Raw genomic sequence first — 21,301 nt, 5'->3', positions numbered from 1 at the left:
AATAAAAAAGCGGCCCGCTCCGGAAAGGGGCGGGCCGCGGAACGTCTTGGATAATATTCAGGAAAGCCGTTGTCCCCTGGGGAGCGTCAACGGACGATGACTTCCACCCGGCGGTTTTTCGGCTCGGCCACGCCGTCCGCAGTGGGGACGAGCGGGTTTTCCTCGCCATGGGAGGTGACCTCCATGATCTCCGGGTCCACGCCCATTTTCTTCAGCCAGCGGCTGACCTCCGCGGCGCGCCGCTGGGAGACCGTGTAGTTCCACTTGCGGTTGCCTTCGCGGTCCGCGTGGCCGACCACGCTCACGTCCGTGGACTGGCGGGCCTTGACGGCCTCCAGCACCTTGGGCAGCAGCGCGCGTGAGCCAGGCAGCATCTCTGCCGTGCCGCTTTCGAAGTAGAGCAGGAAATGCAGGGGCGGGTCGGGCAGGTTTTTGATCGTCTGCCCGAAGCGCGCCTGGATGCGCTCCTCGGAAAGGGAATAGGCCGTTCCCGCGCTCTTGCCGCTGACGTCCACGGCTTCGCCCGGCGTGTTCAGCAGGACCGGGGCGCCCTCCTTCGGGGTGACGACCACGGCGCTGGGACCGCCGTCCGGCATGGGCAGGAGGACCACGGTTTCTCGCCCGCAGCCGGAGAGGAGCAGGGCCGCGAGCAGCAGTCCGAACATGCAGCAATGCTTGATGGTTTTCATGCCGGAACTCCTAGTTCACTTCGACCACGAAGCGGGTGCCGCGAATGCCGATGGTGGCCTGCGGGGTTTCGACCTTGAAGGCTGCCGGACGGATCTTGCCGAGCTGGCCCGTGACGAAGGCCGCCGAGCCCTTGGTCACCTGGACCAGGAAGTCGAGATTGCCGCCGTGCGGGTCGAAGATGAATTCCTGCACGTCGATCTCCGTGTTCGGCCCCAGGGAGATGGCCGTGTCGTCCCGGAAGAGCACGCCCATGCTGCCGCTGCCCGTGCGGAGCACGTCGCCGCGCAGGAGGTGCTCGCCGATCCGGGCAGGCAGATTCTTGTCCTGGCGGACGATGACGGCGTCCCCGTCCGCGGATTTCACCGAGCCGACGAACTCCTCGGCCTGGGCTCCGGCAGCGAAAAAGAGCAGCAAGGCGAAAACCGGAAGAAAGAATCGCATGGTCACTCCTTCGGCGTACGGGCGCAAACCGGACGGCTTTGCAGGGAACAGGGAAAAAGACTATCAGTGAACGGGTGTTGCGTAAATAGGTCCTGTTCCCGATCTTGGCAGAATATCAAACGGAAAACGGACCGCCCCCGGCCAGGACGGGTGCGGCGGGCAAAGCGGAAGCGATGGATTCAAGCACGGCTCTCCTGCTCGAAGGCGGCGGCCTTCGCGGCGTCTACACCACCGGAGTGCTCCGGCTCTTCATGGACCGCGGGCTCTTCATCCCCAACGTGCTGGGCGTGTCCATGGGCGCGTGCAACGCGGCCAACTACATTTCGCGCCAGACCGAGCGCAACGAGATCGTCAACGTGGAATTCGTCAACGATCCGCGCTACCTCAGCTATGCCCGGCTGCTGCGCGGAGGCGACCTTTTCGGCATGCGCTTCATCTTCGACGCCATTCCGAACCGGCTCGTGCCCTTTGACTACGACGCCTTCCTGGGCAATCCCGCCCGCTTCTGGACCGTGACCACGGATTGCGCCACGGGCAGGGCCGTGTATCACGAGAAATCCGGCTGGGACCGGGTCGAGACCATGACCCTGCTCCAGGCCTCGTGCAGCCTGCCCGTGCTGGCCCGGCCCGTGCCCTGGACCGACCCGGAGGGCCGCGTCCGGCTGCTCATGGACGGCGGCATCGCCGATCCCATCCCCCTGGACAAAAGCCGCGCCCTGGGCTTTTCGCGCCGCGTGCTCGTGCTGACCCAGCCCAGGGGCTACCGCAAAGGCCCGACGCGCGGGCTCTGGCTCGTGCGGCTGCGCCACCCCCGGCTCCAGGGGCTGCGCGCGGCCCTGGCCGAGCGCCACGAACGCTACAACGCGCTCATGGACGAGATCGACGCGCTGGAGGCGCGGGGCGAGATTTTCGTGATCCGGCCTTCCTCCCCCCTGGGCGTGGGCCGCGTGGAGCGGAACAAGGACGTGCTGCGCGCAGTGATCCGGCGGGGGCACGACGACGCGCGGGAAAAATGGGGCGGGCTCATGGACTACCTGGGCTGAGATTGGGGCCGGGGCTTGCCTTGGGGAGCGCGGAAAGGTATCCGGGGCCATTCGGACCCGGCAGGTTCCGGGGCCGAGCCCTGAAAACATCCATCCGGACATGCCATGAGCAAGAAAATCGACGTGATCATCAGCGTCTGCGGCAAGCCCTGGCAGACCACGCTGGCGCTGCTCTCCCTGGACCGCGCCTGCGGCGGGCGCATCGACAGGATCTACTTCATCGAGGAAAACACCCGCTCCATGGGCTACGACATCCAGAGCGGGCAGTACGACTACGTGCTCGAACGCCTGAAGCACAAGATCGTCTATTTCCAGCCGAAGCAATGGAACTACTGCTTCGGCGTGGAGTACGACAAGCTGGGCGATACGGACTACCGCCACTCCGTGCGCTACCAGTACGGCTGGGAGATGTCGGACAAGGACCATGTCCTGATCATCCATAACGACGCCGTATTCCACGGGGACGTGGTCGGGGCGCTGCTGGAGAACATCGGCGACGCCGTGGCCATCGGCCATGTGGGCCAGTGCTGGTATTGCCCGGCGGCCTTCACGGGCAGGTGCGGCTCCGAACGCCACCTCGACTACCGGCCCGGCTTTTCCGAACTGCTCGACCTCTACAAAAAGACCGTTGCGCCCGAAGGCTCGCTCATGCGCGCCTACCACCTGCCGCGCATGCACGCCATGTTTCAGGACCAGCCCTGGCCCCTGCCCGAATGCCGCGTCAACGAATGGTGCGCGCTCATCGACCTCAAGACCGCGCGAAAAATGACCGCGCCCCACGGCAGGGTCACGCCCTTCGGGGCCATCGTGGGCGTGGGCAAGCAGATTCTCGACGTGGGCTGCCAGTGGTTCCGCGAGATGCATCTGCGGGGCAAGGTGGCCAAGCATTTCGACATCTATGAATACATGCACCACGACGTGCCGCCCACGGGCCAGCCCACGCTCCTGGACAAGGCCCGCTACCGCGACATGGAAGAGCAGGCCTTTCACCGGCTCAAGGACGAATACGGGCTGTAGCGGCGTTCCCGGAGAAGAAGAATCCCTCGGACGTGTTGCGCCGGCGCGCTGGTATGCTATGCTTGGGGGAGCTGGGCGGCGTTCGCCCGCAGAAGGGAGAGCAAAGACATGTACATGGTCCGATTGATCTACGCGAGCAGACCCGTCGAGGGCTTCAGCGAGGCCGACCTGGAGTCGATCCTTGAGGAATCCCGGCGCCTGAACAAGCGCGACAGCATCACCGGCATTCTCTGCCATTCCGGGGATTCCTTCCTGCAATGGATCGAAGGTCCGCGCGAATCAGTGAACGACCTCTATCGCAGGCTGCTCGACAATCCCAAGCACCACAGCCTGATACTGCTCGAATACGGCTACATCCACCGCCGCGATTTCGCGGACTGGAGCATGGCCGCCGTGGCCACGACGAACATCCCGCTGGGCCTGCTGGACAGGTATGCCGTGCTGGAGAAGTACGACCCGTATCTCATGAGCGGGGACGCGGCCCGGACCTTCCTGCTGGAAGTGGCCGAGACGTACCGGGGGCAGGTGGACGTTTCCGGCTGCGGGTGAAGCTTTCAGCCGCGCTGGACCATGCCCATGAGGGCGTAGACGAGCTGGGCCGCGGCGAAGTCCGAGGCGTGGTCCCCTTCGGCCGGGGCCAGTTCCACCACGTCGAATCCGAGCACCGTGCGGCCTTTGAGGGCCATTTCCGCAAGCGTGAGGGCGTCGTGCCAGCCCACCCCGCCGGGAACGGGCGTGCCCGTGGCCCGGATCACGCTGGGGTCGAGGCCGTCCACGTCGAAGGTCAGGTAGACCTTTTCGGGGAAGTCGGGCGGGAGCAGGGGCCTGGGAATGCCGTGCAGGGCCAGGGCGCGCGCGTCCAGGTGGGCGATGCCCCGCTCGCGGCGCAGGGCGACCTCCTCGGGCGAGAGCGCGCGCACGCCGATCTGGAAGATTTCGGGATGCAGGCCGTCCGTGCAGGTCAGGTCCAGAGCCCGGCGCATCACGCAGGCGTGGCTGAGCTTCGAGCCTTCGTAGCTCTGGCGCAGGTCCGCGTGGGCGTCGAACTGGACGATGCCGAAGCGCTCGTGGCGCGCGGCCAGCGCGCGCAGCGCGCCCAGGGTCACGGTGTGCTCGCCGCCGAGCAGCACGGGAACGGCTCCGCGCTCGGCCACCCAGGACACGGCGGCCTCGATGCGGCTGACCACGGACTGGGCCGTTCCGCCCGCGTTCACCGCCGGGGTGGTATGGATGCCGAGCACGGCCGGGGCGGAAAGCCCGTCCCAGACCTCCAGCTGCTGCGACGCCTCCAGGATGGCCGCCGGGCCGTTGGCGGTGCCGCCGCCGTAGGACACGCTGGCCTCGAAGGGCGCGGGAATGACGTGGAAGCGGCAGTTCTCCGGACTGCGGTCCGCCAGCTCCGACTCGAGGAAATCCGGGGCCTCGAATTCCACGCCATTCCAATTCGGCTGATCCATCGTATTGATTTCCCTTGAGGTTGATTGATTTCTTCCGGAAGCTAGCTCCGCGATGCGGCTTTGCTGCGCAGCGGGTCAGGAAAGGCGCGCGCGGAAGTCTTCGTACCCGAAACGGCGCACGAGTTCCAGCTCGCCGGAGGACTCTTTTTGCAGCACGATGTCCGGCAGGCGGATGCCGTTGAAGGTGTTGGTCTTGACCATGGAATAGATGGCCATGTCCGCGAAGACGATGCGCTGGCCCACGCGCAGGGGCTGGTCGAAGGAATATTCCCCGGCCGAGTCCCCGGCCAGGCAGGACGGCCCGCCGATGCGGCAGGTCCAGGCCTTTTCGCCCGGCTGGCCCGAGCCGACGACGTGGGGCCGGTAGGGCATCTCGATGACGTCCGGCATGTGGCAGGGCACGGCGCTGTCCATGATCACCAGGGGCAGGTCCGAGCCGAACTCGGCGGGCAGCACGTCGAGCACCGTGGCCGCGAGCCAGCCCGCGTTGAGCGCGACGGCCTCTCCCGGTTCCAGGTAGACCTCCGTGCCCCAGCGGGCCTTGAATTCGCGGATCAGCCGGATCAGGCGGTCCACGTCGTAGCCGGGCTTGGTGATGTGGTGGCCGCCGCCGAAGTTGACGTAGCGCATCCGGGGCAGGACGTCGGCGAAACGGGCCTCCACGGCCCGCAGGGTGCGTTCGAGGTTGTCCGCGCCCTGCTCGCAGAGGTTGTGCCAGTGCAGCCCGGCAACGCCCTGGAGCAGCGCGTCCGGGCTTCCGGCGCGGCGCAGGCCCGCGTCGAGCTGGGCGCGGCGGATGCCCAGGCGAGAGCCGGGCGAGCAGGGGTCGTACAGCGGCACGGCCCCTTCGGAATGCTCCGGGTTGATGCGGATGGCGATGTCGAGGGCACGGCCCTGGTCCGCAGCGACCCGCCGGGCCAGGGGCGCGAAGCGTTCGAGCTGGGCCAGGGAGTTGAACACGAGGTGGTCGCTGGTTCCGGCCAGTTCGCGCACGTCCGTCTCGTCGTATCCGGCGGCGAAGCTGTGCACTTCCTTGCCCGGAGCCTGGGCAGCGAACTCCTCGCGGCCGAGCCGGGCCTCGTGGGGCGAGCTGGCGCAGATGCCGTCGAGATATCCGGCCAGGAGCGGAAAGACCCGAAACATGGAGAAGCACTTCAGGGCCAGGAGCACCTTGCAGCCCGCTTCGCGGCGCACGTGGGCCAGGATTTCCGCGTTGGCGCGCAGCAGCTCCTCGCCGACGACGAAGGCCGGGGTGCGTTCCAGGGCGGCGGGATCGAAGCGGGCCTCGGCGGAGCCGTCGTAGGGCGGCTCCGGCGGCCGGGACGGCGGCGTGGAATGGTGCGCGGTCTTTGGGTCGGACATGGCGTGACCTCGCGGGCCGGACCTTGCGGCGGCGGTTCAGGGATGACGGGGACTTCCGTCCCCGGCCCGCGCGGGGTCAGCGTCGCGGGCCGGGAGCGGGAGCCGTTGCCCGGCGGCGGAAAGCCGGTCCGCTAGAGGACCGTCTCCACCCAGGGCAGGCCGTGCTTGTTCAGGGCGGCCATGAACGGATCCGGGTCGAACTGTTCCATGTGCCAGACGCCTTCCTTGCGCCACTTGCCCGTGAGCACCATCATGGCCCCGATCATGGCCGGGACGCCCGTGGTGTAGGAGATGGCCTGGGAGCCGACCTCCCGGTAGGCCTCCTCGTGGGAGCAGACGTTGTAGACGTAGAGCTTCTTTTCGCGTCCGTCCTTGATCCCCTGCATCAGGCAGCCGATGCAGGTGCGGCCCTTGGTCAGCGGGCCGAGGGAGCCGGGCTCCGGCAGCACGGCCTTGAGGAACTGGAGCGGCTGGATCATCTGGCCGTTGTATTCCACGGGCTCGATGGAGGTCATGCCGATGCCCTCCAGCACGCGCAGGTGCGTGAGGTACTGCTCGCCGAAGGTCATCCAGAACCGGGCGCGCCTGAGGCCCTTCAGGTGCATGACCAGGGACTCCAGCTCCTCGTGGTACATGAGGTAGCACTTCTTCTCGCCGATGCCTTCGGGGAAGTCGAAGTTCATGGACCAGGAGAGCGGGTCCGTCTCGACCCATTCGCCGCGCTCCCAGTAGCGCCCGCGCTGGGTGATCTCGCGGATGTTGATTTCCGGGTTGAAGTTGGTGGCGAAGGCCTGTCCGTGGTCGCCCGCGTTGCAGTCGATGATGTCCAGGACATGGATTTCGTCGAAGTGGTGCTTCATGGCGTGGGCGCAGTAGACGTTGGTCACGCCGGGGTCGAACCCGGAGCCGAGCAGGGCCATGATGCCCTTTTCGCGGAAGCGCTTCTGGTAGGCCCATTGCCATTTGTACTCGAACTTGGCCTCGTCCGGCGGCTCGTAGTTGGCGGTGTCCAGGTAGTCCACGCCCGTTTCCAGGCAGGCTTCCATGAGCGCGAGATCCTGATAGGGCAGGGCCACGTTGAGCAGGAGGTCGGGACCGAAGGATTTGATCAGGGCCACTGTCTCGGCCACGTTGTCCGCGTCCACCTGGGCGGTGCGGATGTCGCGGCCTGTTCGCGACTTGATGGACGCGGCGATGTCATCGCACTTTTTCAGCGTGCGGCTGGCGAGCAGGATCTCCTCGAAGACCTCGGGGACTTGGGCGCACTTGTGCGCAACAACGCTGCCGACGCCGCCTGCGCCGATGATCAAAACCTTGGGCATCGGGTATCCTCCCAATGTTTGCGCCGCTTCAGGGAGCGGGCTGGTTAGCGTTCGAAGTAGGTGTATCCGCGCAGGCCGCGGTCATACGCGCGCATGATCTCGCGGCGCTCCTGCGGGGTGATGGACCCCTCGCGCACCGCGTTTTCCGCGGTTTCGCGGAAGCGCACCTGGAGCGCCTTGGGGTCGTATTCCACGTAGGAGAGCACGTCGGCCACGGAGTCGCCCTCCAGCTCGCCCACGAAGTCGTATTCGCCGTTGTCGCGGATCTTGACCGTGACCACGTTGGTATCGCCGAGCAGGTTGTGCAGGTCGCCGAGGGTTTCCTGGTACGCGCCCACGAGGAACGCGCCGAGGTAATACTCCTCGTTTTCCTTGAGCTCGTGCAGGGGCAGGGTGCGCTTGACGCCCTGGCGGTCGATGAAGCGGTCGATCTTGCCGTCGCAGTCGCAGGTGATGTCGGTGAGCATGCCCTGGCGGGTGGGTTCTTCGCCGAGGCGGTGCACGGGGAGGACCGGGAAGAGCTGGCCGATGGCCCAGGCGTCCGGCAGGGACTGGAAGACCGAGAAGTTGCAGTAATAGACGTCCGAGGCCACGTTGTGGATGTTGGCCAGGTCCGGGGGCACGTGCTTGAGCTGGTCCGAGAGCCGGGCGATCTCGTTGACCGTGGTCCAGAAGATGGACTCGGCCATGGCCCGCTCGCGCAGGGTGATCTTGCCGTGGCTGAAGAGCTGGCGCGCCTCGTCGCGGTAGTAGATCGCGTCGTTGAAGCCTTCCTGGAGATTGCGCACGGAAAGGCCCTTGAGCGTGTCGAACATGTACCGGATGGTGGCGTGGGTGTCCTCGGGCAGGGTCGCGGGCGGCGGCTCCGGCTCGAAGCGGGTCACGTCGAGCACGTTGAAGAGCAGCATGGAATAGTAGGCCACGAGGGCGCGGCCCGACTCGGTGATGATCACCGGGTGCTCGACCTTGTATTCGTTCTGCTCGTCGTCCAGGGTGGTCATGACCGCCTCGACGATGTCGATGCAGTATTCGTCCAGGGAGTAGTTGCGGCTGGACATGAAGTTGGTCTGGGAGCCGTCGTAGTCCACGGCCAGCCCGCCGCCGAGGTCGAGGTAGCGCATGTTCGCGCCCTCGGCCGCGAGCCCGGCGTAGACCCGGCAGGCCTCGCCCACGGCGGTGCGGATTTCCCGGATGTTCGAGATCTGCGAGCCGAGGTGGTAGTGCACGAGCTGGAGGCAGTCGATCATCTCTTCGGCCTTGAGCAGGTCCACGGCCTCGATGACCTGGCGGGTGTTCAGGCCGAAGATGGAAAGCTCGCCGCCGGACTCTGCCCAGTGCGAGTTGGCCTGGGAGGTGATCTTGATGCGCACGCCGAGAATGGGCCGCGCGCCCAGCGCCTTGCTGCGCTCGATGATCAGGGGCAGCTCGCCCGGCATTTCGACCACGAGCACGCAGTGAAAGCCCATCTTCGTGGCGTAGAGCGCCATGTCGATGAACTCCTCGTCCTTGTACCCGTTGCAGATGAGCATGGCTTCCTTGTCGCGGAGCATGCCCATAGCCGCGATCAGCTCGGCCTTGCTGCCGGCCTCCAGGCCGTGGTGGTAGCGCGAGCCGAACTGGGTGATTTCCTCGATGACCTGCTGCTGCTGGTTCACCTTGATGGGGTATGCGCCCATGAACGTGCCCCGGTAGCCGAGGTCGCGCATGGCCGTGATGAAGCTCTCGTTGAGCAGGGTGATCTGGGAGTCGAGGATGTTCTCGATGCGCAGGAGCACGGGCATGTCCAGGCCGCGCGCCTGGATGCCGGAAATGATTTCCGGAATGCTCACTGCCCGGGTGCGGTCGCCCGGAAAGGGCATGACCACCACGTCGCCGTTTTCGTTGACGTCGAAATATCCGCTGCCCCACTCGGAGATACCGTAGAGCTCCGCCGATTTGGTCTTGTTCCAGCGTTCCAGGGTGCGGTGCATTCCAGCTCCCCCTATGTTTTACGGGATTTCCGGCGCAGGCGTGCCGGGGCCGCACAGAAAGGGGCCCCCACCGGAACAGCCGCATTATATATTGGTGGCTTCAAAGTCAAGCAGAGAGTATACAGACCGTAGCCGCGATTGCAACCGATGCGGAATTGCCCGGCGGGAGCGGCGGGTACGCTGGGCGAAGACGGAACAGGAGGCGCATGGTGCAAGACGAAGCGGGCGGGCAAACGCCCGGAAGGGTCCGGACAGATGCGGGAGGCGCTGTGCGCCGGCTCGCCAAGGTCTGCATCCTGGCCGTGCTGCTTCTTTTGCCTTGCGCGGCTGTTTCCGCCGCTTCGGACGCCGCCGAAAGCGCTCCCCCGCTCATGGTCTACACCGAGGAAAGCGCCGTCACCCGGCTGGCGGACGGCCGCATTGCCGGGTTTTTCGTCGAGCTGGTGCGCGAGATGCTGCGGCGCGCGCATCTGAACGCGGAAATCCAGGTCGTCCCCTGGAAAAGGGCATATGTCGAAGCCCAGGACCGGCCGAACGTGCTGCTGTTTCCCACGGCCTACATCCCGGAGCGCAAGGATCTGTTTCATTGGCTGGATCCGGTGTTCCGGGTGCGCTGGATCTTCTATTCCAAGCATGGCGACGCGCTCCGCGTCCGATCCCTGGACGACGCCCGGCTGGCGAAGGGCATCGCGGTCTACCGCGAGGATGTCCGCCACCAGTACCTGCGCTGGCTCGGCTTCAGCAACCTCGTGGTGGTGGACAGCACGGCCCAGGGCTGGCGGATGCTGCTCCAGGGGCGCGTGGCCCTGCTCGCGGCCAGCGACGCCTCCGTGAGCGAGACGGACTACGCCGAGCGCCTGGACCGGAGCACCCTCGACCCCGCCCTGACCCTCTCCGAATCCGTGCTGCATCCGGTTCTTTCCCTGGATTCGGACCCCGCCCTGGTCCGGGCCTGCGACAAGGCCCTCAAGTCGATGTTCGCCGACGGCACCTACGAGCGCATCTTCCGGCGCTGGTACGCCGCGCGCGACTACGCCCCCCAGAAGCCGAAGCCATAGCGCGCCGCCGAAGCGGCGAAACCATGCGGACGCGGACGCAACGCTTGTCTGGTTCGCCGCTGCTGTATCAGTTTCGGGTTGATCTGCGCGGAAAAATGTTGCATAGCCCTGGGGCTTCAATGCAGTCCGACGACGCTCCGCCTGTTGCATCAACGCCCCGAGAGGCCATGAATGTTCTTTTTTCGCGCACGGTTCATACGCTTCGTCCCGGAAAACGCCGTTACGCTTCGCTTTGCCGTTTACGCCCTGCTGTGTATCAATTTTGCTGTTCATGTCCCGCTCGCGCGGGCGGAGAGCCTTCCGCGACTGACCGTCTACACCGAGCAGAGCGCCGTGGTGCGGGATGCGAAGGGCGCGCCCTCCGGCTTTCTCGTGGAGCTGATGCGCGAGATGCTGCGCCGGGCGCACGTGGCCGGAAAGGTCGAGGTCGTTCCCTGGAAGCGCGCCTACCAGGTCGCCCTGGAAAAACCGAACGTGCTGCTGTTTCCGACGTCCTTCCTCCGGGACCGGGAAGACCGCTTCCACTGGCTCGCCCCGATCTTCAAGGTCCGCTGGGTGCTCTTCAAGAAACGCGGCTCGCCCCTGGCCATCGAAAGCCTGGACGACGCCCGCCGCGTGGAGCGCATCGCGGTCTATCGCGGGGATGCGCGCCACCAATTCCTGGCGCGGCAGGGCTTCGCCAATCTTGAAGTGGTCAGCAATCCCTGCCTGGGGCGAAACATGCTCGTTTCCGGCCGGGTGGACCTGCTCGTGGGCAGCGATCTGCCTCCCGAGCAGACAGGCTTCGCGGAGCAGGCTGCGCTTGCGGGCGAACTGGAAACCGCCCTGGAACTGCGCACCATCAAGCTCTATCCCGTGCTCTCCAAGGGCACGGATTCCGCCGTGGTCGAAGCCTGCGCCAAAGCCCTGGAGAGCATGCTTTCGGACGGAACCTACGCCGAGCTGTATCGCACGTGGTACGCCTCCCCGGCCTACGCGGCGATTCCCGTGACCCGCTGAGTCCAAGGATCCTTCTTCCGCGTTTCCTCGATGCCGGGCGCATGCCGCTCTGCGGCAGCGCGGGGCGGCTGCGCCCCGGCGTCCGCATCCCTCCTCAGCGTGCCGCGACTTCCTGATGCGATAATATGGAAGGAAGTCGGATGCTTCATCCTTGTCATATGAGCACCGTGGCGTACTGCGGCACGCATGCAGGACGATAAACGTTGTTAATCTTGAAAACGTCGGCTAAAAATACGCGAATGAACCAAAGAGCATTTTCCGGCATGCTTGGCCGGAAACGCGGCATGGCGCGACGTTTTGGCGGCCGATTTCGGGCGGCGGCCCTCTGTTTGGCGCTTTGTCTGGTCCTGCCGGCGGTTTTCGAAGCATCGGGCGCATGGGCCGGGCCTCTGCGTCTTTATACGGAAAAAGGCCGCCCGTTCCAGATCGACGAAACCGGCGCCATGAGCGGGTTCATGGTGGAACTCGTGCAGGAGGCCCTGCGCCGGACCGGGGGCCAGGGGACGATCAAGCTGCTGCCCTGGATACGCGGCTACATGGAAGCGAAAACCGATCCGGATTCCGCGATTTTCCCCGTGTACCGCATTGCCGAGCGCGAGCAGGACTTCCTCTGGAGCGAGCCGCTCCTCAAGGCGAAATGGATTCTCTACAGGCGCAAAGGCTCGCTGATCCGGCTCTCCAGCCTGGAGGACGCCAGGGGCCTCGACAGAATCGCGGTGTCCGGCGGGGACGCGCGCATGGTCTACATGGAAAGCCGGGGCTTCTCCAATCTCCAGGTGGTGCCCGTGGACGTCTTCGGCTGGAAAATGCTGGTGGACGGCCGGGTCGATCTCGTGGCCGGGTCCAACCTCTCCTCCCTTATCCTGGATCCGGAGTATACCGTCCTGATGCCCAAGGTGGAGCCCGCCCTGGTCATGGACGAATACACGCTCAACATCGCCTTCTGCGCCAAGGCGGATCCGGAGCTGGTCCGGTCCTGGAACGCCGTCCTGCGCGGCATGGTCCGGGACGGGACCTATGCCGCGCTCTACCGCCGATATTTCCAAACGGACGAATTCTCGCCCTATCCTCTGCCTCCGGTCAATTGAACAGTTCCAGATACTTGCCGTAGCCCTGCTTTTCCAGCTCCGCCTTGGGCACGAAGCGCAGCGCCGCCGAGTTCATGCAGTAGCGCAGGCCTGTGGGCGCGGGACCGTCGTCGAAGACGTGTCCGAGATGGTTGTCTCCCTGCCTGCTGCGCACCTCGGTGCGCACGGAGAAGAGCTTGCGGTCCTCGCGGGTGACGATGTTGTCCGGTTCCAGGGGCCTCGTGAAGCTCGGCCAGCCCGTGCCGGAGTCGAACTTGTCCGTGGAGCTGAACAGCGGCTCGCCCGAGAGCAGGTCCACGTAGATGCCTTGCTCATGGTTGTCCCAATAGGCGTTGTCAAAGGGCTTTTCCGTGCCTTCCTCCTGCGTGACCCTGTATTGCAGCGGGGTCAGCATCTTGCGCAGTTCAGCCTCGCCCGGCTTGACGTATCCCTCGGAAAGCACCGGGGAGAGGCTGTCCTTGCGGTCGCCCCAGGTCGTGTCCAGGAAGTCGTCCCGCCCGGAACGGTAGCGGTAGAATTCGTACTTCAGGGAGTGCTCCTTGTGGTAGTCCTGGTGGTAGTCCTCGGCTTCGTAGAACGTGCCGAGCGGCAGAATGGGCGTGACCACGGGCTTGGACAATACTCCGGACGCCTCCAGGCGGGCCTTGGATTCCTCGGCCAGGCGCTTCTGCTCCGCATCCGCGTAGAAGATGGCCGAGGCGTACTGCTCGCCCCGGTCCACGAACGATCCTCCGGCGTCCGTGGGATCCACGTGCCGCCAGAACCAGTCCAGCAGGAATTCGTAGCCGACCTTGTCCGGATCATACCAGACCTGGATGGACTCGAGATGTCCCGTGTCGCCGGAGGAGACCTGGCCGTAGCTGGGGTTCTTCACTTGACCGCCGGTGTATCCGGAAATGACCTCGACCACGCCGGGCACCTTTTCGAAATCGGATTCCGTGCACCAGAAGCAGCCTCCGGCGAATACGGCTGTCTTGAGCCTGTCGCGGTTCGGAATCCTGTCGGCGACTCCGGCCATGGCCCGGCCGGTCCGGAAACCGCCGGGAGCCAAGGCTCCTATGGCCAGCGCGCCCAGTGCGAGCGTCAGAATGAGGGTCGTCTTCATGTTCCACCTCCCAGGTGGGGATTGTTTTCTATCCTTAACATAGGAATCATTCTTAGAAAAGTAAAGGGGGAAACAAACAGGACGAAACAAAGGCTTCTTCCGGGGACCGGTCAGAGCATGGAGGGCCTTCCCCGTCCGTCCGCATTGGCAGCATTGCGCAAATATCGTAGTCTGGTTCATCCTCTGCATTATGCGACTTCGGAGAAAGCCATGAATAAAATATCGTTGCCTTTGCTTTTCGTACTCTTGTGCTGTGTTTCCGGCTGCGTTGTTTCCGCAGAATCGAAGTTTTCATATCTCGATTCCACGGCAGCGGAACCGTTGCAACCCGGCGTCGTGGTCCTGGACAACGAAGTCGTGACGCTGCTGGAGACGCCGCAAGGGCTGGAGTACGTCAAGGAGCAATGGCCCGAGGCGCCGAGCCGCGGAAGCTTGCGGACGCTGGACGTCGGCAGCGGCATGTATCTGTTGCAGATGCGGCAGGAGGGAAGGAACGGCTATTGCTTTATGCGTCCGCTGCCCGGCGGGTTCGTTTTTTGCGAAACGCCCCGCAGCAAGTCCCGGCCGTACGAGAAGGCCGTGAAGCGGGCCGAGACGCAGGAGCAGTTCCGGGAGGCCATGCAGGCGCTCATCGATTTCATGCTGCGCGAGGCGCAGGAGGAGTCGGAATACGTGTTCCGCTACGTGGACGAGGAAACGGCGCTGGCGCGGCTGCCCGGCAGGACGCGGCTGGTTTCCTGCCTCTACCGCGGGGAAAGCGTGCTCCGCGACGGCGCGCGCCTGGCCCACGGCCGGGGCGAGGCCTGGCTTCCGGACGGGTCGCGGCGCGTGCTCGGCGAATTCGTGGACGGCGTGGCCGAGGGCGACCGCGTGGAGATTGAAAACGGCGTGGCGCGGGAGTGGCGCGGCGGGGTCGTGACCGTGTACGCGGCCAAGCCGTGATCCGGAGCGCTGTCCTCAGCCGTCGTGGCGGTCCAGGGTCCGGTAGTTGATGGCTTCGGCGAGCTGGGGCGTTGTGGCAAGAAAATAAGATATAACCGCAGCGAATAGGGGGTATTGTGTTTATAAATAAGTTTGAGCGGTAACTATGAAGACATTGAGGACATCGAACTATGACATATTATTGTATAAATCTATAATGGCATAAGGTATACAAAGTGGCATGCTTTTACTAAGCATGGAATCGATCTTTTTGAATATCTAAAAGGAATGAACGAAAAGCAGGGTGAATATCCCACGATAGAGTCTGTTGCAATTGGTTAAGACGGGAACGATTGACTAGGTATGGGTCATCGAAAAAGGTGATGTGATTGTAGCCTCGTGGCATAGAGTTATCTTTGACACGCGGATTAATAAAGCCAGATTCGTGTAAAAGAGCTAATAAAGTAAAAAAGTCATTATCACGATCATTGCCAAGGGTAATTCCTCGTATTGTGAGACTGAATCTGGAGGGCATCGAGGAGAGGTGTTTTTTTAATTTTTCAAAAGGAATAGAGAAGGTATCTAGGTCTGCGAAGGATCTAATCACCTCCATAAAATTGTTACAATCGGTTCCAACTTCGCCAACTAAATATCGTGCAGCCCCAGTGGAATATTGCACCAATGAAGATTCGATCGTTGCATCAGAAATATGTGAGTGTCCAATGCTCAAAGCTGTCTTTGCTAAGAAATGCACAAGCTGTATTGCATCTCTTGGCCTTTGTCTTGCCGATTTGATAATGAAGTTCCCCCATTTTCGGGTTTCCTTACTTTTTGGGAGTGTGACTTCTTTTGTAGAGAAAAAGCAACTCCAAGGGTCTTCAGCATTATATCCTAGCTCTTCTGCTGCAATTTTAATTCTTTTGTATATAATGCTGTGAATGTAATCATCACTGGCTTTGAGGTTGATGACAAGTGGTTGAAAATGATCAACTTGATCCCGTTGCCCCGCATCGTCAGAGACAAGTCGCGTCCATACTTCAGTACGAACAGATATAATACAACGAATTTGTATATTCTGTTGAACAAGTTTCCTGGCAGCAAGGAGTAGGCCCCATATGCGGTTAAGGTTTGCACTGGAGTCAGGCGAAGAAATTTGATCAATGTCATCCAAGAAGAGAAAGAAAAGTTTGTTGGAGGACATTAAGTATTTTTTAACAGAAAGTGCCAAGGCTTCTCCTCCTCGATTCCCTCCAAGATCAAAAGCGAAGCTGTTTGAATTGATTTTTAAAATTTCTGCTCCTATCTTGGGAAGCAAGGAAGCGAGGTTCGTGATCAGATCCGGTTTAGTAAGCCCCTCAGCAATTGCTGTATCATATATTATTTTTTCATCTGCAGAGAGTAATCCTTTTAACTGGGTTCCGATGCATTTGGACACACTGTGTACCAATGAATTATATAATATGCGCTTTATCGTGGCGATGTCATTATTGTTGCCGAGATTGCTATAATTTAGATCGTCTGGAGCCAGTAATAATGTAGGGACGCAGTACTTTTTAGCAATCGAGTTTAAATACGAAAGAAGTGCCGTTTTACCGATGCCTTTGTTTCCGATTAAAAGCCTAGGGCTGCCTGCTGGGATCGAAAGAAGTTCAGCCAACTGCTCAGATGGGACAAAAACTCGATTTAGAAATTGAGAGTCACCTTCGGCAGTACCGCTTAAAAAAAATTGCTGAAGAGTCGTCAGATTTTTCATTCGATGATGTTTCCCCTCAAGAAGAGGATGCTATTTTATTCGGTCTAGTGATCTATAGTTAATAGCTTCTGCTAAGCATGTTGTCAATATCCTCTCCGCGCCGTCCAGGTCCGCTATGGTCCGGGCGATGCGCAGGATGCGGGTGTAGGCCCGCGCCGAAAGCCCCAGGGTCTTCACGGCCTTGCCCAGAAATTCCCGCCCGGCGTCGTCCAGGGCGCAATGCCGCTCCAGGGCCGCGCCGGAAAGCTCGGCATTGGTGCGGATGCGCCGGTTTTCCGGCAGGTCCGCGTAGCGCGCGGCCTGGACCTTGCGCGCGGCCAGCACCCGGTCGCGCATGGTGGCCGAGTCCACGCTGCCGCGCGTGCGGCTGAGGTCTTTCCAGGGCACGGCGGGCACCTCCACCTGAAGGTCGATGCGGTCGAGCAGCGGGCCGGAAAGCCGCGCGCGGTAGTTGTCCACGCTGCGGCGCGAGCAGGAGCACTCGTGCCGTTCGTCGCCCTGGTAGCCGCAGGGGCAGGGGTTCATGGCCGCCACGAGCATGAAGTCCGCCGGGTAGGTCAGGGTCACGAGGGAGCGCGAGATGGACACGCGCCCGTCCTCCAGGGGCTGGCGCAGCACCTCCAGGGCGTGCTTCTTGAATTCCGGCAGCTCGTCGAGGAAGAGCACGCCCCGGTGGGCCATGGAAACCTCGCCGGGCCGGGGGTAATGCCCGCCGCCCACGAGGCCCACGTCCGAGATGGTGTGGTGCGGGCTGCGAAAGGGCCGGGCCACCATCAGCGAGCGCTTGCGCGGCAGCTCCCCGGCGACGGAATAGATTTTGGTCACTTCCAGGGCCTCGTCGAACGCCAGGGGCGGCAGCACCGAGGGGATGCGCTGGGCGAGCATGGTCTTGCCGGAGCCGGGAGGACCGATGAAAAGCAGGTTGTGGCCGCCTGCGGCCGCAATTTCCACGGCGCGCTTGGCGTGCTCCTGTCCCTTGACCTCGCTGAAGTCGAGCAGGCATTCGCTGCGCTCGTCCCAGAGCGCGTCGATGTCCACGGCGGCGGGCTCCAGCGCTTCCTCGCCGTTCAGGAAGCGCACGGCCTGGCCCAGGTCCGCCAGGGGATACACGTCCAGTCCCTGGACCACGGCGGCTTCGCCCGCGTTTTCCATGGGCAGGATCAGCCCCTTGGCTCCGGCGGCCCGCGCCTGCACGGCCATGGGCAGGACTCCGGTCACGGGGCGCAGCTCGCCCGTGAGCGAAAGCTCCCCGGCCATGTACCAGCCTTCGAGCTTTTCCGGGTCGAGCATGCCGGAAGCCGCCACCAGGGCCACGGCCAGGGGCAGGTCGTAGGCGCTGCCCTCCTTGCGCACGTCCGCCGGGGCGAGGTTCACGGTGATGCGCGCGGGCGGCAGCTTGAAGCCCCGGTTGCGCAGCGCGGTGAAGACGCGCTCCTTGGCCTCGCGGACAACGCCGTCCGGCAGGCCCACGAGGGTGAAGGCGGGCAGACCGGACCGGGAGAGGTCCGCTTCCAGGGCGACTTCAAAGGCGTCGATTCCGAGCAGGGCGGCGGCAGTGGCGCGTGCGAGCATGGAGAGGCTCCGGTTCGGGTGTGGCGTTTCCGATAGTTGGTAGGCGGTTTGCCGATTTCTGGCAAGGCCGGTGGACTCTTCCGGCTCCTTTCGGGGCGGCCCGCGTTGCAACCGGATCAGGCCGAGGCTTGCTGCGGGGCGGGCGGCCTGCGCCGGGAACCCAGGATTCCCCGCAGGGTCACGGCCCCCACGACCACGATCCCGCCGAGCACGGCCCAGGGGCCGGGCAGCTCGCCGTAGCCGAGGGCGACCCAGACCGGATTCAGGATCGGTTCCAGGGTCATGATCAGGATGGCCTCCAGCGCGCCGAGCCGCTTGATGGCCCAGACATAGAGCGCCAGGGACACGCCCTGCTGGATTATGCCGAGGTAGACCAGCCCGGCCAGGGCCTCGCCGCCGGGCAGGCCGTGGACCAGAAAGGGCAGGCCCGCCAGGGCCGTGAGCGCGTGGCCCAGGATCACGGATTCCACGGGGGAGGCGTCCTTCTGGGCGCGCATGCAGAGGGTGAACAGGGCGTAGGAAAGGCCCGTGCCCACGGCGACCGCGTTGCCCCAAAGCCCGGCGGGCGAAAGCCTGTCCAGAAAGAAGAGCACCATGCCGCCCAGGGTTGCGGCGATGCAGAACCAGTCCGAGCGGCGGGTCTTCTCGCCCAGGAAGAGCGGCGCGAGCAGGGCCACGTAGATGGGCGCGGTGTAGGCCAGGAGAATGGCGTTGGCCGCGGTGGTCAGCTTGGTGGCGACCACGTTGGTGATCAGCAGGCCCGCGTAGCCCAGGGCCGCGCCCAGCCGCGCCGGAGTCAGGGAAAAACGCAGCCGCCCGCGAAAGAGCGCGAGAAGGGTCAGGGCGGAGAGCGCGCTGCGCGTCCCGGTCAGGGCCATGGGGTGCAGGTCCACGAGCTTGATGACCAGCCCGCCGGAGCTCCAGATCAGGGCCGTCAGGGCCATGAGCAGGGCCGCGCGCGTATTCTGCTGCAAGATTCGCTCTCCGGGTTGAGGGGCGTACCCGGAGGGAATACGCTTTGCCTCGGCCGGGCATCAAGTGGAAAAAGCGTTCCGGCGCCGCTATTTGTCGCGCGCGAGCCGGAAGCCCAGTGTGAAATAGATGCCGTATTCCGGGTTGATCCATTCGCGCTTGGCCGCGCGCACGTCGTCCGTGATGGAGAGGAAGCTGCCGCCGCGGGCCATGTGGCCCAGCTTGGGATCGTCCGGGTTTTCCTCCGCGCACCACTCCTGGGCGTTGCCGAGCATGTCGTAGAGGCCGAAGGCGTTGGGCGCGAAGCTGCCCACGGGCGAGGCGAAGACGTAGCCGTCCTCGCAGGGCGCGGCGGGCGAGGGGTCGCCCGAGAGATTGCCGAAGGCGGCGATGTTGGTCATGTCGCCCACGTTGGCGTTCGCGCAGACGCGCTCGTCGTAGGCGTCGCCCCAGTAGCGGGCGGTGGTGGTCCCGGCGCGGGCCGCGTATTCCCACTCGGCCTCAGTGGGCAGGCGGAAGCGTCCGTTGCCGCGCTTGCTCAGCCACGCGGCCATGGCCTCGGCGTCGTCCCAGTCCATGGTCAGCACGGGCTCGTCGTCGCCCTGCTTGAAGTGCGGCTCCCGCCAGTCCTCGTGGTAGACGTTCATCCAGCGGTATTCCCAGACCCGGATCCAGCCCTGGCGCTCGGCATTGGTCACGTACCCCGCCGTGTCCGCGAATTTGGAAAACTGCGCCCGCGTGACCTCGTAGCGGCCCATCCAGAACGGGTCCACGCAGACCTGCCGGGTTTCTTCGCCGGGTTCGTGGCCGGGTTCGTTCTGCGGACTGCCCATGAGGAAACAGCCGCCCGGCAGGAGCACGAACTCCATGCCGGTGGTCGGGTCGTTCCAGACGGGCAGCTCCGGAGCCTTCGGATCGGGCTTCGCGCTTTCGGCCATGGCCGGGGCGGCGCAGACAAGCAAGAGCGCGGCGAGACAGGCGGCGAGGTGAACGGCGGGGAACAGGGGACGCATGCGCACGCTCCTTGGATGGTGTTGCGGATGTCCGCGGGGCCTGCGGCCCGCAAGCGGATACCGTTTCTGTACCGGGGCGTGGGAAAAACGGCAAGGGCGGAAGGTCGGGAAGAGGCTCAGCCGATCTCGACCCGGTCGCGGCCCAGGCGCTTGGCCCGGTAGAGGGCCTTGTCCGCGCGGGCGATGAGGGCCTCCACGTCGGCCACGGGGCGCTCGGTGGAGGTCACCCCGATGCTCACCGTGACCCGGATGTTGCCTTCGGGGGTGCGGGTTTCCATGTCGCTCATGCCCTCGCGGATGCGCTCGGCCACGGTGCGCGCCCCTTCCAGGTCGGATCCGGGCAGGAGCACGGCGAATTCCTCTCCGCCGAGCCGCCCGAAGATGTCCACTTCGCGCAGCGCGCCGCAGCAGCGCCGGGCAAAGGTCTTGAGCACGGCGTCGCCCGCGCCGTGTCCGAGCTGGTCGTTGACGTCCTTGAAGCGGTCCAGATCGATGAGCAGCAGGCCGCAGTCCCCGCCGTGGCGTTTTCTCCGCTTCAGCTCGCGCGAGGCGAGGTCCAGGAAATGGCGGCGGTTGTGCACGCCCGTGAGGTAATCCGTGCAGGCCAGGGCGCGCAGTTCCTGCTCCTGGGTCTTGATGCGGGTGATGTCGTCCACGGCCCAGAGCACGCCCTTGTTCAGGTCCGCGGGGGCGCCCCGGTCCAGGGCCTGGCCGGAGAGCATGCACCAGACCGGGCTGCCGTCCTTGCGGCGCAGGCGGTACTCGATGTGCAGCAGGGCCTTGTCCGCAAGGGCGTTGTAGTACTTCTCGCCGAAATGCTGGAAGTTTTCCTCGGTCAGGTGCAGCTCGCGCATGCTCCGCCCGATCATCTTTTCGGGAGTGTCGTAGCCGAGGATGTCGGCCAGGGCCTGGTTGGCCTTGGCCAGCCAGCGGCCGCCGCGCAGGAGCATCAGCCCGACCTTGCTGTAGGCGAAGATGATTTCCAGCTCGTTGGCCGCGGTTTGCAGCTCCCGCTCGATCTGCTTGCGCCGGGTGATGTCGCGCATGGCGGAGATGCGCACGGGCTGGCCGTTGAAGACGCCTTTCTTGCCGTGCGCCTCGGCCGGAAACGTCTCCCCATTGCGGCGCAGGCCCATCAGCTCGTAGGCTCGCGTGTCTTCGGTCTGAAACCGCCGGGAGACTTCCTCCCTCGATTCCGGGGCCACGAATTCCAGGACATGTTTGCCCAGCAGCTCGGATTCGCTCTCGTAGCCGAAGAGCCGCAGGGTGGTGGCGTTGGCGGTCACGCAGCGCATGTCCGCGCCGAAAAAGGCGATGGCTTCGTAGGGGGCGTCGGCCAGGGCGCGCAGGCGGGCGTTTTCCTTTTTCAGCTGTTCAAGCTCGGCCTCCAGACGCGCAAGCTCCGTCCCGTTTTCGCGGGATTCGGGCAGAGCGCGCTCCGGTCCGTTTTCGGAGCGCCCGGAAGACGGGTTTGAAGGCTTGCTGGGAGGCATTTCCATCCTCGGAAAGGAACTGGGC

At 64.1% G+C, this 21,301-nt stretch carries 19 protein-coding genes; 7 read left to right on the top strand and 12 right to left on the bottom strand.

Going from position 1 to position 21,301, the window contains the following annotated elements:
• Nucleotides 1-86: 86 nt before the first annotated feature.
• Both G452_RS0114730 and G452_RS0114725 read right to left on the bottom strand, forming a co-directional pair.
• A complete protein-coding gene (locus tag G452_RS0114730; protein WP_022663026.1) occupies nucleotides 87-689 on the bottom strand; it encodes an OmpA family protein in 603 nt (200 codons plus the stop codon).
• A 10-nt stretch (nucleotides 690-699) separates the two neighbouring features.
• Entirely contained in the window at nucleotides 700-1,131 is a 432-nt protein-coding gene (locus G452_RS0114725; RefSeq protein ID WP_022663025.1) for a FecR family protein, read from the bottom strand.
• Nucleotides 1,132-1,304: 173 nt separating this feature from the next.
• Between G452_RS0114725 and G452_RS0114720 the strand changes: the two genes are divergently transcribed.
• The 3 genes from G452_RS0114720 to G452_RS19745 all read left to right on the top strand — a co-directional run bounded on the left by G452_RS0114720 (nucleotide 1,305) and on the right by G452_RS19745 (nucleotide 3,740).
• Nucleotides 1,305-2,174: a patatin-like phospholipase family protein gene (locus tag G452_RS0114720; RefSeq protein ID WP_022663024.1), complete on the top strand. Its 870-nt coding sequence runs from the start codon at nucleotides 1,305-1,307 to the stop codon at nucleotides 2,172-2,174.
• Between the two features lie 105 nt (nucleotides 2,175-2,279).
• Entirely contained in the window at nucleotides 2,280-3,191 is a 912-nt protein-coding gene (locus G452_RS0114715; protein ID WP_022663023.1) for a hypothetical protein, read from the top strand.
• 108 nt (nucleotides 3,192-3,299) lie between these two features.
• The gene (locus tag G452_RS19745) at nucleotides 3,300-3,740 is read left to right on the top strand and encodes a BLUF domain-containing protein (RefSeq protein ID WP_022663022.1); all 441 of its coding nucleotides are present in this window, start codon (nucleotides 3,300-3,302) and stop codon (nucleotides 3,738-3,740) included.
• A gap of 5 nt (nucleotides 3,741-3,745) precedes the next feature.
• Here the strand turns inward: G452_RS19745 and speB are convergent, their stop codons facing one another.
• The 4 genes from speB to speA all read right to left on the bottom strand — a co-directional run bounded on the left by speB (nucleotide 3,746) and on the right by speA (nucleotide 9,302).
• Nucleotides 3,746-4,648, bottom strand: a complete 903-nt coding sequence (gene speB, locus G452_RS0114705; protein WP_022663021.1) for an agmatinase — start codon at nucleotides 4,646-4,648, stop codon at nucleotides 3,746-3,748.
• 75 nt (nucleotides 4,649-4,723) lie between these two features.
• The gene (gene nspC / locus G452_RS0114700) at nucleotides 4,724-6,010 is read right to left on the bottom strand and encodes a carboxynorspermidine decarboxylase (RefSeq protein WP_022663020.1); all 1,287 of its coding nucleotides are present in this window, start codon (nucleotides 6,008-6,010) and stop codon (nucleotides 4,724-4,726) included.
• Between the two features lie 131 nt (nucleotides 6,011-6,141).
• Nucleotides 6,142-7,332, bottom strand: a complete 1,191-nt coding sequence (locus G452_RS0114695; protein WP_022663019.1) for a saccharopine dehydrogenase family protein — start codon at nucleotides 7,330-7,332, stop codon at nucleotides 6,142-6,144.
• Nucleotides 7,333-7,376: 44 nt separating this feature from the next.
• Complete coding sequence (gene speA / locus G452_RS0114690; protein ID WP_022663018.1) at nucleotides 7,377-9,302, bottom strand: biosynthetic arginine decarboxylase; 1,926 nt, start codon at nucleotides 9,300-9,302, stop codon at nucleotides 7,377-7,379.
• 206 nt (nucleotides 9,303-9,508) lie between these two features.
• Here speA and G452_RS0114685 point away from each other — a divergent pair, with 206 nt between their 5' ends.
• From G452_RS0114685 to G452_RS0114675, 3 genes are all read left to right on the top strand, one after another.
• Nucleotides 9,509-10,360: a substrate-binding periplasmic protein gene (locus tag G452_RS0114685; RefSeq protein WP_022663017.1), complete on the top strand. Its 852-nt coding sequence runs from the start codon at nucleotides 9,509-9,511 to the stop codon at nucleotides 10,358-10,360.
• Between the two features lie 171 nt (nucleotides 10,361-10,531).
• Complete coding sequence (locus G452_RS0114680) at nucleotides 10,532-11,359, top strand: substrate-binding periplasmic protein (RefSeq protein ID WP_022663016.1); 828 nt, start codon at nucleotides 10,532-10,534, stop codon at nucleotides 11,357-11,359.
• A gap of 443 nt (nucleotides 11,360-11,802) precedes the next feature.
• Complete coding sequence (locus G452_RS0114675; RefSeq protein WP_162141313.1) at nucleotides 11,803-12,447, top strand: substrate-binding periplasmic protein; 645 nt, start codon at nucleotides 11,803-11,805, stop codon at nucleotides 12,445-12,447.
• On the opposite strand, the gene msrB is transcribed toward G452_RS0114675, so the two are convergent.
• Nucleotides 12,440-13,552, bottom strand: coding sequence for a peptide-methionine (R)-S-oxide reductase MsrB (gene msrB, locus G452_RS0114670; protein ID WP_022663014.1), 1,113 nt, complete (start codon nucleotides 13,550-13,552; stop codon nucleotides 12,440-12,442). The genes G452_RS0114675 and msrB overlap by 8 nt on opposite strands.
• 321 nt (nucleotides 13,553-13,873) lie before the next feature.
• Here msrB and G452_RS0114665 point away from each other — a divergent pair, with 321 nt between their 5' ends.
• A complete protein-coding gene (locus tag G452_RS0114665; protein ID WP_022663013.1) occupies nucleotides 13,874-14,494 on the top strand; it encodes a single stranded DNA-binding domain-containing protein in 621 nt (206 codons plus the stop codon).
• A gap of 229 nt (nucleotides 14,495-14,723) precedes the next feature.
• Here G452_RS0114665 and G452_RS21570 read toward each other — a convergent pair whose 3' ends face one another.
• The 5 genes from G452_RS21570 to G452_RS20770 all read right to left on the bottom strand — a co-directional run bounded on the left by G452_RS21570 (nucleotide 14,724) and on the right by G452_RS20770 (nucleotide 21,276).
• Entirely contained in the window at nucleotides 14,724-16,226 is a 1,503-nt protein-coding gene (locus tag G452_RS21570; RefSeq protein ID WP_155887760.1) for a P-loop ATPase, Sll1717 family, read from the bottom strand.
• 30 nt (nucleotides 16,227-16,256) lie between these two features.
• The gene (locus G452_RS0114655; RefSeq protein ID WP_022663012.1) at nucleotides 16,257-17,798 is read right to left on the bottom strand and encodes a YifB family Mg chelatase-like AAA ATPase; all 1,542 of its coding nucleotides are present in this window, start codon (nucleotides 17,796-17,798) and stop codon (nucleotides 16,257-16,259) included.
• A gap of 116 nt (nucleotides 17,799-17,914) precedes the next feature.
• Entirely contained in the window at nucleotides 17,915-18,772 is an 858-nt protein-coding gene (locus G452_RS19740) for a DMT family transporter (RefSeq protein ID WP_022663011.1), read from the bottom strand.
• 87 nt (nucleotides 18,773-18,859) lie between these two features.
• Complete coding sequence (locus G452_RS20775) at nucleotides 18,860-19,783, bottom strand: formylglycine-generating enzyme family protein (protein WP_022663010.1); 924 nt, start codon at nucleotides 19,781-19,783, stop codon at nucleotides 18,860-18,862.
• A gap of 116 nt (nucleotides 19,784-19,899) precedes the next feature.
• Entirely contained in the window at nucleotides 19,900-21,276 is a 1,377-nt protein-coding gene (locus G452_RS20770) for a sensor domain-containing diguanylate cyclase (protein WP_022663009.1), read from the bottom strand.
• Between the last annotated feature and the right edge of the window lie 25 nt (nucleotides 21,277-21,301).

This window comes from Paucidesulfovibrio longus DSM 6739 (genome assembly GCF_000420485.1).
Lineage (GTDB): Bacteria > Desulfobacterota > Desulfovibrionia > Desulfovibrionales > Desulfovibrionaceae > Paucidesulfovibrio > Paucidesulfovibrio longus.
This window is presented reverse-complemented; position numbering and strand designations above follow the sequence as displayed.

Coding starts and splice junctions, on each gene's coding strand:
- G452_RS0114730 (WP_022663026.1), bottom strand. CDS start 689: ATGAAAACCATCAAGCATTGCTGCATGTTCGGACTGCTGCTCGCGGCC.
- G452_RS0114680 (WP_022663016.1), top strand. CDS start 10,532: ATGTTCTTTTTTCGCGCACGGTTCATACGCTTCGTCCCGGAAAACGCC.
- msrB (WP_022663014.1), bottom strand. CDS start 13,552: ATGAAGACGACCCTCATTCTGACGCTCGCACTGGGCGCGCTGGCCATA.
- G452_RS20775 (WP_022663010.1), bottom strand. CDS start 19,783: ATGCGTCCCCTGTTCCCCGCCGTTCACCTCGCCGCCTGTCTCGCCGCG.
- G452_RS0114685 (WP_022663017.1), top strand. CDS start 9,509: ATGGTGCAAGACGAAGCGGGCGGGCAAACGCCCGGAAGGGTCCGGACA.
- G452_RS0114720 (WP_022663024.1), top strand. CDS start 1,305: ATGGATTCAAGCACGGCTCTCCTGCTCGAAGGCGGCGGCCTTCGCGGC.
- G452_RS20770 (WP_022663009.1), bottom strand. CDS start 21,276: ATGCCTCCCAGCAAGCCTTCAAACCCGTCTTCCGGGCGCTCCGAAAAC.
- G452_RS0114695 (WP_022663019.1), bottom strand. CDS start 7,332: ATGCCCAAGGTTTTGATCATCGGCGCAGGCGGCGTCGGCAGCGTTGTT.
- G452_RS0114655 (WP_022663012.1), bottom strand. CDS start 17,798: ATGCTCGCACGCGCCACTGCCGCCGCCCTGCTCGGAATCGACGCCTTT.
- G452_RS19745 (WP_022663022.1), top strand. CDS start 3,300: ATGTACATGGTCCGATTGATCTACGCGAGCAGACCCGTCGAGGGCTTC.
- nspC (WP_022663020.1), bottom strand. CDS start 6,010: ATGTCCGACCCAAAGACCGCGCACCATTCCACGCCGCCGTCCCGGCCG.
- speA (WP_022663018.1), bottom strand. CDS start 9,302: ATGCACCGCACCCTGGAACGCTGGAACAAGACCAAATCGGCGGAGCTC.
- G452_RS0114725 (WP_022663025.1), bottom strand. CDS start 1,131: ATGCGATTCTTTCTTCCGGTTTTCGCCTTGCTGCTCTTTTTCGCTGCC.
- G452_RS0114675 (WP_162141313.1), top strand. CDS start 11,803: ATGAGCGGGTTCATGGTGGAACTCGTGCAGGAGGCCCTGCGCCGGACC.
- speB (WP_022663021.1), bottom strand. CDS start 4,648: ATGGATCAGCCGAATTGGAATGGCGTGGAATTCGAGGCCCCGGATTTC.
- G452_RS0114715 (WP_022663023.1), top strand. CDS start 2,280: ATGAGCAAGAAAATCGACGTGATCATCAGCGTCTGCGGCAAGCCCTGG.
- G452_RS21570 (WP_155887760.1), bottom strand. CDS start 16,226: ATGAAAAATCTGACGACTCTTCAGCAATTTTTTTTAAGCGGTACTGCC.